The organism is Paenibacillus sp. PvR133, from assembly GCF_017833155.1.
Lineage (GTDB): Bacteria > Bacillota > Bacilli > Paenibacillales > Paenibacillaceae > Paenibacillus > Paenibacillus polymyxa_B.
On the sequence record NZ_JAFIBS010000001.1, the window covers coordinates 4,064,567 to 4,078,507 of the forward strand.

Here is a 13,941-nt window from a genome sequence, read left to right on the forward strand (position 1 = left end):
CATAAATTAGATGATGAATTCTAACATTTACTTTTAAATTGAGTCTTTAATTTAAGCTTTGAGTATCATAACTTTTAAACTTTATGAGGACGCATGTCATCGAGTAAAAGAAAGGACTTGAGTTTTTAAGAATCAATACTGGAAAAAAACTATATCCTGCATAATAAGTTGAATAAAAGAATTTAGCCATTAATGGTTTAATAAAACAAATTAGATCCTCGTTTTACCAGATGGATAATTATATTTTATTAGTATAAGGATGGTTCCTTATACAGTGGACCGTTCATATTTACCTTCCTATGAGAACTTTATCTTGTATCCCTAGCTAGGTTATATCGTGCTTTTAGGCTAGCGTCACAGTTGGAAAGGATAAAATTAATTCCTTGAATACCCCATAGTAAAGGAGTCTGAAAAGATGGTGAATGAGTATTTTTCGACGGAATCTGCTTCCAATCCCCAAAAATCTACGATTACTAATAAACTGTCAAAAATAATCGAAAGTGTATCCCAACTCAGTCCAGACGAATTAGAGTCGCAAAAACATTTTTTAGAACTTGGTTTAGACTCTATTCTTCTGTCTCAGGTTAGACACAGCATTAAAAGTACGTTTGGCTTGGATATCCCGATGAACGAGTTTTTTGAATCACTGACTACGCTGGAGTTGCTGACAAACTATATTGCTGATAGGATAGCCTCGACCTCTGAAGAATTGTTCCAGAATTCGGAGGAGCATCAGCTGGCTGTGTCGTCTAGTATCACTTCTTCGGTACCTTCCGTTTTGTCGGGCTGGAGTCAAAAATCTACTATCCCTATAGAAGGTCCCGCACCACAAGAAAGCAAGCTATCAAATAAGGATGTATTTGCGGGGAGAGAACGAATTTTAGAAATGCAACTTCAACTCATGTCGCAGCAGATGGAAATACTGTGTCAATCTCGGCTTGCACCAGTGGCAATGCCTGAATCGCTTTCACTACAAACTGCTGTCGAACCTCAGACATCCGCGATGAAGGAGGTAGCTGCCACAGTTACTTCTGTTTCCCCCGTACAGGCTTCCGTGTCAGCTGTTTTGCCAGACAGAAAAAAATCGAAAGCATTTGTTCCCTATCAAAAAATAAATGTACAAGCCCATAATTCACTTTCACTTAGGCAGGAAAAGCATCTGCAAAAGTTGATTGAACATTACACGATGCGCACACGAAAGACCAAAGAGTATACTCAGCAATACAGGTCTGTATACGCCAATAACCGGAATGTGGCCGGATTTAGGCTTGCTCACAAGGAAATGGTGTATCAGATTATATCCCAGCGTGCAGAGGGTTCTAAAATTTGGGATCTGGATGGTAATGAATATATTGATTTGACGATGGGGTTTGGGGTCAATTTGTTTGGTCACAACCCATCCTTTATTCGTGAATCGATAGAAAAGGAAATACATAACGGAATGTGCCTTGGACCGATGTCCAATATGGCCGGGCAGATTGCCAAAAAAATTTGCCAAATGACAGGCATGGAACGAATTGCGCTATATAACTCGGGGACAGAGGCGATTATGGTTGCCCTTCGGTTAGCACGGGCTGCCACCGGGCGGGAAAAAGTGGTGATTTTTTCTGGTTCCTATCACGGTACCTTTGACGGAGTATTGGCATTGGGCGGAACAACGGATGGCAGGGAACAACATTCCACTCCTCTCGCACCTGGTGTACTACAGCACATGGTGGACGATGTCGTTGTGCTCAGCTATGGAACGGACGAGTCACTCCAATATATCCGCTCCCATGCCCATGAACTGGCTGCTGTTCTCATAGAGCCAGTGCAGAGTCGTCGCCCTGATTTCCAGCCCGCAGCTTTTCTGAAGGAAGTACGCCAGATTACGGAGCAATCCGGGGCCGCGTTCATCTTTGATGAGGTAATTACGGGCTTCCGTATTCAGCCGGGGGGTGCGCAGGCGTGGTACGGCATTGAAGCCGACCTTGTAACTTACGGTAAAATCATTGGCGGCGGTCTTCCCATCGGTATCGTGGCAGGGAAAGCATCGTTCATGGATGGAATTGATGGAGGAATGTGGAACTTCGGAGATGACTCTTATCCACCGCATGAGCAACAGCGGACGTTTGTAGCGGGAACTTTTTGCCATCACCCCCTAGCTATGGCAGCTTCCCTAGCCGTACTAGAGCAGTTGGAGAAGGACAGGGGGCAATTGCATAACGAGCTGAATAGTCGTACGAAGGCGCTCGCAGCAGAACTGAATCGCTATTTTACGGAGGAACAGATACCTATAAAGGTCGTTTACTTCGGTTCCTTGTTCCGCTTCGTCCTTAAAGGTGACTTGGAACTATTCTTCTATCACATGCTGGATAAAGGAATTTATATATGGGAAGGCCGGAACTGTTTTTTGTCAACGGCTCATAATTCGGAAGATATAGAGCGGATTGTACAGGCAATTAAAGAGAGCGTTGATGAGCTGCGCAAAGGAGGGTTTCTGCCGGATCTGCACCCTCATGCAAACGATCTAAATAAGGCTTTTTTTCCTGAAACTGCAACTGCAAACCTTAAGGAATCGACGATTAAGCTGACTCCGGATCAGAAGCAATTATGGTTCGCCTCAGTCTCGGATTCAAAGGAATCGCAGTCGCTTCATGAGACTGTTTTACTGCGTTTCCGGGGTCCGCTACATGTTAAGGAATTTAATGAGGCTGTCCATCGCATCGTTAAACGCCACGAAGCCTTACGCACCTTTATGGGGGAGGACGGAGAAACGCAGATCATCGCCCCGGCAATGGCTGTCAGCATTCCGCTACATGATATCAGCAGTCTTTCTGTAGAGGAACAGAAACATGATATCCGTGCTTGGATGGATAAGGACAGGGAGACCGTATTCCCAATAAGTGCGGGGGAACCTTTATTCCGTATCCAGCTTTTAAAAACGTCGAATGAGAAGCACATCGCTGCATTTACATTTCATCATCTGATTGCAGATGGCTGGTCCATAGGTGTGTTTTTCCATGAATTGGAACGATTTTATTCCGCTTGTGTACGGGGGGAACACTGCACGCTTCCCGATCCTGTTCCGTTCCGAGATTTCGCAGCATGGCAGCAAAACCAGTTAGAGGCAGGTGGAGCGGCTGCCCTTGCTTTTTGGTCAGATGTACTTGCGAAGCCATTGCCCGCCCTTGACTTGCCGTCTATCCAACGCAACATCAGTTCTCCTTCTTCGCGCGGAGCACGGCACACCATTGTGGTGGATGCGCCTCTGGTGAAGCAACTGAAATCAGTCAGTATTCGGCTTGGCAACAGCTTATTTGTGACTTTATTGTCTGCTTTTCAGCTTTTCTTGCACAGACTGACAGGCCAAAATCAAATAATGGTAGGTATTCCAACCGCAGGGCAATCTCATATGGGTGTGTCCCCGCTAATTGGCAACTGCGTTAACTTGCTTCCAGTGATTTGTGAGGTAGACTCTGGAGCAACGTTCACGGAATTCACACAGACGGTTAAGCGAGTAATGCATACGCGGGATGCTTATCAGAAATACAGCTTTGCCGGACTTGCCCAGATAGGATTAAGCCATTTGCCCGTCCTTAAAGTATTGTTCAATATGGATAGGCCCATTCCAGAGTTTCACTATTACGGACTGGAAACAGAATTGTTGGAGCATGAAATATTGTCCTGTCAATATGAGTTGTTTCTGAATGTTACGGAGTCTGGTCAGCAGTTGCGGCTTGATTTTGACTATGCTGCGAGTCTTTTTCAACAAGACACTATGGAAGTATGGGCGCAATACTTTGTACATCTGCTGAGCTCGATTGTGCAGGAAGACGGAATGCGTGTATCTGCGCTGTCTTTGCTTCGAAGTACGGAAAGGAAGCGGCTTCTGGAAGTGTGGGCGACATACGCGGATTCTAAAGGGAATTATCCTTGTGTCCTGGACAAATATAAACATCCGTCTCCTACGGGTACCATCGGACAAGTATATTTGGCCACATCCGCTGGTTTACTGGGAACGACGTTGGAATGGGCTTATATCGAGGTTGGAGGGAGAATTCGACATATCGGTGCAGCCAACCGAGATGTTCTTATTCGCGGGCATCACGTGAATCTTGAGCAGATAGAGAAACATCTTTTGCAAGCACTGGATTTGGATGCCTGTGTTTTGACGGTACGGAAAGACGGTGAGAGCAGTAACTCTTCGTATCTAGTGGCTTATATAGTGGACAATAATTCTAATTCGTGGGATATAGCGAAGCTGAAAGAGAGTGTTAGCTCAATACTTCCTGATTATGGGCAACCTCGTTTTTGGGTTCTGATGGATAGCATCCCTCTTTTGGCTGATGGGAAGCCGGATTTTCAATTATTGCCGAAACCAGAAAATATCAGGATAGAGGACTCGCAGAAGCAGGTTTCTGACGGCAATATGACTGAGGACAAACTGATATCTATATGTAAGGAAGTTTTGAATGTATCTGATATCGGATACAACGATAATTTTTTTCAAATGGGTGGAGACTCTTTAAAAGCGACTGTTCTTCTAAGCAGAATTAACAAGGAATTCGAAGTATATATTCCGCTGGTACAAATTTTACATTTGCAAACGATTGCACAACTGGCGGCACATGTAAAAGGAGGACGAAAGCGAAAGTTTGAGCCGCTTGTTCGGGCAGATTTACAGCCCTTTTATCCGGTATCTCCCGCTCAAAAAAGAATGTATGTGCTGGATCAACTGGGTGGAGGTGCAGCGTATCATGTATCAGGTCAACTGCATATAGAGGGAGAGTTACACGTTTCCAGGTTCATGGATGCAGTGAAGGAGGTTTTTTCACGGCATGAATCCTTTCGGACGTATTTTGAGATAGTAGACGGGGAAACTGTGCAGAAGGTACAGGATATGCTTTCACTGGACATTCCTGTTACTCCAATTTCTGAAGAGGATGTTAATCACGCCCGTGAACTGTTTATTCAGCCATTTGACCTGAGTAAGGCTCCTTTAATTCGTGCTGAGCTGTTCGCAATCCATCGTGACCAGTTTATGTTGCTGATCGATATGCACCATATCATTTCAGACGGCTTCTCGATGGCAGTATTAATGGATGAGATCAGCACACGGTATCAGGGTATGCCACTTGTCCCCGTTGACGTTCACTACAAAGACTATGTCGTTTGGCAAAAACAACATTATGCCGGAGACAGTCAAGCAAAGGATGAAGCATTTTGGTTAGACACGTTGGATGGCGAGCTCCCTGTATTGGACCTGCCAACTGACTTTGCTCGTCCGTCAAGTCAGAGCTTCGCAGGGGACAGCCTTACCTTCATTGTGCAATCCAAGCTGACGGATAGACTTAATCAATTGACAAGAGACACGGGAGCAACGCTCTTTATGGTGCTTTTGGCAGCTTATAATGTGCTGTTAAGCAAATACTCCGGGCAAGAGGACTTCCTCGTAGGTACACCGGCAGCGGGTAGAGGGCATGCGGATACGGAAGCAATGATCGGCATATTTGTGAATACTTTAGTTCTCCGTAATCGACCGCTGGCATCCCAGCCATTCAGTGCTTTTCTGGAGGACGTCAAACATAACACTCTGCTTGCATTGGAGCACCAGGAATATCCATTTGACCAACTGGTCGACAAACTGGATCGAGTACGCGATGTAAGCCGCAATCCCATCTTTGATACGATGTTCAGTCTGCAAAATAAGGGAACAGAGGTCATTGAACTCGGCGGACTTCGTTTGCAACCGAATGAGTTTAATTTAGGTGTATCGAAGTTCGATCTTTCATTACATGTAACGGAAACTCAAGACCAGTTAACTTTAACCTGGGAGTATGCGACCAGCCTATTTAAGTTGGAGACGATTGAGCGATTTGCCCTCCATTATATAAAAGTGTTGGAAATCGTAACTCAAGATGTCGGAATTCGCTTGGCTGACATGGATATGCTGACAGAAGAAGATAAGCACTTATTACTATATGAGTTCAACAACACCTCTGCCTATTTTCCGCGGGATGCAACGATTCACGGAAGGTTTGAGCAGCAGGTTAGCAGGACTCCAGATGACATGGCAATCATATTTGGAGATAAGTGTATGACTTACCAAGAGCTGAATGAGCTGGCGAATCGTTTAGCGCGAACGCTGCGGGCGGATGGAGTGGGACCGGATCAGCCGGTGGGGATTATCGCTCAGCGTTCACCTGAGATGATGATTGGCATCTATGCAATTCTAAAAGCAGGTGGAGCTTATGTACCCATTGATCCGGGATACCCACAGGAAAGAATTCAATATATGCTTGAAGATTCGAGAACACAACTGGTGCTGACACAACCACAGTTTGCAGAACAGCTGAAGCAATATGCGGACTGCAAGGTAATGGTGTTGGATTATGCTCCCACGATCATGGTTTCTCAAACGTCCAGATCGACGGAGCCTACGACCGACTGCATGAGTAGCTGGCATGAAGATGCCTCCAACCTTGCGCCTGTAGCAGAACCAAACCATGCGGCCTATATCATCTACACATCCGGTTCCACAGGGAAACCGAAAGGGGTTATTGTTGAGCACCGCTCAGTGGTGAATCGGCTCTGCTGGATGCACAATAGATATGGGCTGAGCGAAGAAGATACGATTTTGCAAAAAACTGCCTTTACTTTTGACGTATCCGTATGGGAGTTGTTCTGGTGGTCGATGGTGGGCTCAAAAGTAAGCTTGTTGCCAATCGGCGGAGAAAAGTCTCCCGAACAGATCCTGAACACGATTAATGAAGACAAGGTGAGCACCCTTCATTTTGTACCCGCGATGCTGCATATTTTTCTGGAATATCTGGAGCAGCAACCAAGGGAAACGGTGCAAGCACAATTGAAAACGTTAAAACATGTATTTGCCAGCGGTGAAGCATTGCCTCCTCAGCAGGTGGCGCGTTTCTATCGAATTATGTCAGGGATTGGAAGCGCAAAACTAATTAACTTGTATGGTCCAACAGAAGCTACTGTAGACGTTTCATTCTTTGAATGCGAGCCTGTGGAAGAGCACTCGGTGATCCCGATCGGTAAACCGATTGATAATATTCAATTGTATGTTGTACAGGAAGGTACGGAGCGATTGCAGCCGATTGGAGTGGTGGGAGAACTTTGTATCAGTGGTATAGGAGTAGCCCGTGGCTATCTTAATAGACCGGAATTGACCAAGGAGAAGTTCGCTGCCAATCCGTTTAACAGCGGAGCGGAGGATTATGAGCGGATGTACCGCACAGGAGATTTGGCGCGTTGGATGCCTGATGGCAACATTGAGTATCTGGGTCGGATCGATCAACAGGTAAAAGTGAGAGGATATCGTATTGAACTGGGCGAGATCGAAGCGCAGTTGCTGTCTATAGACGGAATCCAATCAGCAGTAGTCGTAGCGCGGGAGAACAAAGACGGCTACAAGGATTTGTGTGCATACTTTGTGGCTTCTGAGCCATTGAGTCCGCTGGACGTGCAGAATGCGCTCAAGCAAAAGCTGCCGTTTTATATGATTCCAGCATATGTGGTGCCAATGCAGCAGCTTCCTCTTACATCCAATGGAAAAACGGACCGAAAAGCGTTACCTGAGCCGGACCGACATGACTCTTTGCAAACGGATTATGTTGCTCCGAGAAATGATGTGGAAAAGGCGTTGGTTATGGTATGGCAAGACGTTTTGGGAAGTGATCATATAGGCGTTCGAGATCATTTTTTTCTGCTTGGCGGCGATTCTATTAAGGCTGTTCAGGTGGCCTCACGCCTGCGTCAGCATGGTTATTCCCTTGACATTTCTCTTTTGATGGAGCACCCGTTCATTGAGGATCTCAGCAAGCTTGTGACAACTTTGTTCCGCTACACAGACCAGAATTCGATACATGGAGAGATTCCAATAACATCGATTCAGCGGCAGTTGAATGAACTGGGCACATTTTACACCTTGCGGACGGCAACATCCATGCTATTTGCAGGCAACCCGGACTTCGATGAGGATCTGTTACGGTCTGTGCTGCAAACATTAACTACTCATCACGAGGGATTACGGCTTGGTCAGGCGTCGATCGACGAACCGTCAATCCTTGTATACCGAGATGAAAATGAAGAATTGTTCACACTTGATGTGTTCTCTCTAGTAGATGATGACCATGAAGCTAGCAAGCAATTACAGAGCGAATGCTTCCAGATTCAAAATAGTTATGGAATGTTTGAGGGACCCAGAGTACGCGCAGGCTTATTCCGGATGTCGGGCTCCGACCAGTTCTTCCTTTCTGTAGATCCGCTAGTGGCTGATCCCACATCTTGGCGTATCCTGCTTGAGGATTTCACAACTGCCTATGAACAAGCTCTCAACGGGGAACCGATAGTGCTTCCTGACAAAACAGATTCTTACCGCTCCTGGATGCGGTGGCTAGAAGACTATGCAGACAGCAAAAAGCTGGCCAAAGAGAAACTCTACTGGCTGGATAAGGTTAATTTTGATGGAGAATTTATACCGAAGGACCATAAGACATCTGCACATTCCGAAACACTTCGTCCAGTAGAACATTGCATCATACAGCTTTCGGACGAGGAAACAAGCCAACTGTTGACACGGGCTAACCAAACCTATAATACAGTGACCGCTGAGTTACTGCTTGCTGCATTGGGACTGACTATAGTGGAATGGTCCGGACAGTCTAAGATTTCCATTGGATTTGAACATTATGATCGGGAGCAACAAACTGTGACTTCGGACAAACCGGACCTTTCAAGAACCGTAGGCCAATTCGGTTCCATATATCCGCTTGTTTTGGACATGGAGCCTGGGGAAGACAGTTCTCTTTTGCTCAGAAACGTAAAGGAGACGGTCCGGCAAGTGCCCAACCAGGGTTTAGGATATGGATTACTAAAATATGGTTCTGCAACCTCCGGCAGATCGGAATTTAATGCTAAGTATTACCCGGAAATTGGCTTCCGCTTGATTCATTCTGAATCGGTCAGTTCCTCTCACTTTCATACATCGCCTATGGATGTTGAATTAGGGTCCAGCCAGAATTGTAGCATTTCAGATTTAGCCTATCCCCTCTATCTGGATGGGCGGCTGAAAGACGGTAAGCTTTCCATCTGCATGCTTTATAACCATCACGCGTATGAAGCAGATACTATCCGAATGCTTCTGTTGCGTTTTGAACATCATTTGTCGGGCATTATTCAGCATTGTCTGGACCAATCCGAACGGCAACTAACACCATCAGATGTGGGAGCACGTGGTTTGGATCTGGATGAGTTTGAAGACATGAGGCAGTTTTATGAGAATCTATAACGATTCGTACGAGGAGGATATCCATGATCAAAGGACTTGAAATTGAAAAAGTGGTCAACTTGACTCCCTTACAGGAAGGAATGCTCGTTCATGCGCTGATGGAACCAGAATCACAGGCTTATTACGAGCAATTACGTATTTCTATTCGGGGAGATTTGGATTGGAATGCCCTGCAAAAAAGCTTTCAGCTACTGGTTCAGCGTCATGAAACGCTGCGCTCGAACATTTATCATAAATCCGCTTCTCGTTCGCGGCTGATTGTCTTTAAAAAGCGAAACACGGCGATTACTTACGAAAATATGACAGAGCTGACCGGAAAGGAGCAAGCCGACGCTATTCGTAGATTTATGGATGTGGACCGTAACACCCATTACGATTTGAGCAGGGATATGCTCATCCGGATGGCTGTACTCCAAACGGATAAAGATGCTTATACGTTGCTTTTAAGTTTTCACCATATTATTATGGACGGCTGGTGTCTTGGCATCATAATGGACGAGTTGTTAACGGCCTATGAGGCCTATCGTACAGGCCGTTCCGTTCAATTGCCTGAACCACGACCTTACACCGGGTATGCCGACTGGCTTGAAGAACAGGATCAGGAGGCGGCCAAGGACTACTGGAGTTCTGTATTACAAGGTTACGAACAAACGGCCGGACTTCCGATGCTAAAAACTTCAGCTACAACTCCTGAAAAAGGTGGCTATCTGCTGCAGGAATATAGAACGACGCTGACGGAAAAAGAGACCAGCACTTTGCGTGCGATTGCTGAATGCAATGGGACCACGCTCAGCAGTCTTTTTCTGGCCGCCTGGGGAATTGTACTTGGCCGTTACAACGGAAGCAAGGACGTAGTTTTTGGCACGGTGGTATCTGGCCGCCCGTCGGAATTGGATGAAGTAGAGCGAATTGTGGGATTGTTCATTAACACTATTCCATTACGAATTAGATTAAATGAAGAAAAGAGTTTTGTTGAATTGTTGCGCGATGTCCAGAGAGCCTCTGTCCAAGGAAGGATGAACGGATACTGTTCACTTGCTGAAATCCAGTCGCAATCTGCACTCAAGCAACGCTTGCTTGATCATATCGTTGTATTCGAGAACTATCCGCTGGAAAACATGATCGGGAGACGGGACTGGCAAGACAAACTTGGATTCATTATTGAGGACGCCCGGTTATTCGAAGAAATACCGTATGACTTTAATATTGAAGTTGAAGACAAGAAGGCAATGAGTTTCATATTGTCCTATAACGGCAAGGTATACAACAGTGAAGCGATGAAGCATCTGGCCCATCATTTGAAGCATGTCTTCCTCCAAGTTGCCAGCAATGCAGATGTTTGCCTCCGTGACGTTCGGCTGTTAACAACCGAAGAAGAGGCTAATTTGACGAAAATATGGAGCGGACCCGCTGTCCAGTTTCCTGCACTTACTTTTCACGGGCTATTCGAAGCGCAGACGGAGCGTACACCAGAACTAGCAGCCGTCATATATGAAGATACGATGCTCACTTACAGACAACTCAATGATAGAGCGGACGCTCTTGCCCATTTTTTGCAGAAGCGTGGAATTACACGGGAGAGTCTGGTCGCTGTCATGGTTGACAGGTCTGTTGAGATGATAGTGGCGGTGCTGGGAATTATGAAAGCCGGAGCTGCTTATGTGCCAGTAGATCCCGTGTATCCAGAAGAGCGTATTGAATATATGCTGCGTGACTGTGGAACGACGATTGTGCTTACGCAATCTCACCTGACGGGCTGGCTGAAAACAATGGATTTTATGGGCGAGGTAGTCGATCTCGCTACCTTGCCACTCCAGCCCGAGATGGATTCGAACAAGCAGTATATCTCCACATATGAGCCCAGCTCTTTGGCGTATGTCATTTATACATCGGGTACCACAGGTAAGCCCAAAGGCGTTATGGTTGAACATCAACAATATGTCAACACCGCACTCGGTTACAGACACAGCCAAGGATTTAAAGATTTCCCTGTTAAGCTACTGCAAATTGCCAGCATGTCGTTTGATGTGTTTGCATGCGATTTGGCCAAGGCATTTGTCAATGGAGGTACCTTGGTCATTTGTCCTGAAAACGTGAGAAATGATCCAGCTACCCTGGCTACACTGTTGGAGCAGCAGGAGATTACTACGTTTGAGACGCCTCCTGTGCTTTTATCTCTGCTATTGAATTACATCTATGAGCATGGTACAAATATCAGTTCCCTAAAGCTGCTTACTACTGGAGCAGATAGCTTGGCTGTTGCAGATTACCGTAAGATGTTGACACGTTTTGGCAGCAAGATGCGGATTATTAATACGTATGGAGTTACCGAAGCCGCAATCGAATCTAGCTTTTATGAGGACGAGCTGGAAAAATTGCCGCTGTCCGGAATTGTCCCTATCGGCAGAGCTCTACCGAATCATAAGTTATATATTGTTGATGAAAGGATGCGTCCGGTCCCTGTCGGTGTAACGGGCGAGCTGTGTATTGGTGGGGCTTCTGTAGCGCGGGGATATCTGAACAGACCGGAGCTTACAGCGGAGAAATTCGTGTCTGATCCTTTCTCGCCCGGTGGACGCTTGTATCGTACGGGGGATCTGGCACGCTGGCAGCCAGATGGGAATATAGATTTTATCGGGCGAGCTGACTACCAATATAAAATTCGCGGATACCGGATTGAGCCTGGAGAAATTGAATCTATTTTGCTCGAAACGGAAGGAGTACGCCAGGCGGTTGTTGTTGATCGACTGGACACGGCGGGACAAAAGTACTTATGTGCCTATGTTGCAGGTGCAGCTGAGAAAGACATGCTGCGAGATAAACTGGCTCAGCAGTTACCAGTCTACATGGTTCCAGCCCAAATCATTGTATTGGAACAGTTGCCATTGACCCATAACGGGAAAATAGACCGATCCAATCTGCCCGAACCGGATGAAATAGCACTGTTGGATAGCGTGTATGAGGCACCACAGGATGAATTGGAAAAAACAATCGCTTTGATCTGGGAAGAAGTGATTGGCGTTAAACCAATTGGATTACACAACAACTTTTTCGAGCTTGGCGGGGACTCGATTAAAGCCTTGCAAATTGCAATCCGCTTAAATGCCAAAGGCCTGAAAATGGAAGTAAAGGACTTATTCCGTTACCCTGAAATTCACTTGATAGCACCGTTTATAAAAAAAATCACCCGTATCATTCCCCAGGGGATTGTAGAGGGTGAGGTAGAATTGACACCCATTCAACTCGATTTTTTTCAGCATCATCGGAGAGATCGTCACCATTATAATCAGGCGGTCATGCTACAAAATGACGGAGGATGGAATGAATTATGGCTGAAAAACGCTATGGACAAGCTGGTAGCCCATCACGATGCATTACGCATCATTTTTGTGGAAGAGGAAAAGGGAGCCCCCGCCTATAACAGGGGAGTGAACGAAGGTGAGTTCTTTACATTAACGAGCTATGATTTGACACAATCAAGCCGGCCTGAAGAAGAAATCCGACACATTGGCGATGAGCTGCAAAGCAGTTTGGATCTGCAACGAGGTCCTCTCATATGTTTGGCTTTATTCCATTTGTCCGGTGAAGATCATCTGATGATCGTTATCCACCATCTTATTGTAGACGGTGTGTCTTGGAGAATTTTGCTGGAAGATTTGGGCACCGCCTATGATCAGGTAGCTTGCGGTGAGATGCCGAATCTGCCTGCCAAGACGGATGCTTACAAAGAGTGGGCTTCAGGACTGACTACTTACGCCGAAAGTGTACAGGTACGCCAAGAAATCAGCTACTGGAACAATGTAGATTCACGCAGGATGCGTCGATTGCCAAGGGATCATGAAATCGCGGTTAGCCTGATACAGGATCGACGCCTAGCGGAGGTGGTACTCGGCAGGGATGAGACGGAAAAGCTGTTGAAGCATGTACATCATGCCTATCATACGGAAATGAATGATCTGTTACTTACAGCCTTGGGTCTGGCTTTTTATGATTGGAGCGGTTACAACGAAATCCCGATTTTGCTGGAGGGGCACGGCAGGGAGGAGATCATTAAAGATTTGGACATCTCTCGTACAGTCGGCTGGTTTACCTCCCTGTATCCTTTTGTAATCGAGGTCATCAGACCCGAAAATTTGGCCTATCAGATCAAAATGGTTAAAGATAAGCTGCGGCGGGTGCCTAATAAGGGCATCGGTTATGGTATTTTACGTTATTTGACCAAAGACCAGACTAAATCCGCTTCTCTAGTCGCAGCACCATTCCCGGAAATTAGCTTCAATTATTTGGGACAATTCGACGAAGAAAACAGCGCAGACATGCCTTGGCGTATTTCTCGATTAGCAGACTTAGCCAATGGTGAGAGAAGCCCGCGTACGGAAAAGACGAATACATTTGACATTAACGGCATGATCACAAACGGAATCCTTCGGTTTGGATTTGAATATAACGGGCTTGAATATGGTGCAGCGACGGTAGAGCGATTAACGATCGGCTTTAAAAAACATCTATTGAATATTATCCATCATTGTTGCACTAAGGATCAGGCGGAGCGCAGCCCTACGGATTTTACATATAATCAATTGTCTATGGGGCAATTTGAACAAATATCAAGCCGATTATCAGATAAGCTGGGAAATCTGTTGAAATAA

At 45.9% G+C, this 13,941-nt stretch carries 2 protein-coding genes; both read left to right on the forward strand.

What is annotated here, in order from left to right; all coding sequences use genetic code 11:
- The first annotated feature begins 418 nt into the window (after positions 1–418).
- The gene (locus JOE49_RS17775) at positions 419–9,292 is read left to right on the forward strand and encodes an amino acid adenylation domain-containing protein (RefSeq protein ID WP_481856248.1); all 8,874 of its coding nucleotides are present in this window, start codon (positions 419–421) and stop codon (positions 9,290–9,292) included.
- 23 nt (positions 9,293–9,315) lie between these two features.
- Positions 9,316–13,941: a non-ribosomal peptide synthetase gene (locus JOE49_RS17780; protein ID WP_209942220.1), complete on the forward strand. Its 4,626-nt coding sequence runs from the start codon at positions 9,316–9,318 to the stop codon at positions 13,939–13,941.

Coding starts and splice junctions, on each gene's coding strand:
- JOE49_RS17780 (WP_209942220.1), top strand. CDS start 9,316: ATGATCAAAGGACTTGAAATTGAAAAAGTGGTCAACTTGACTCCCTTA.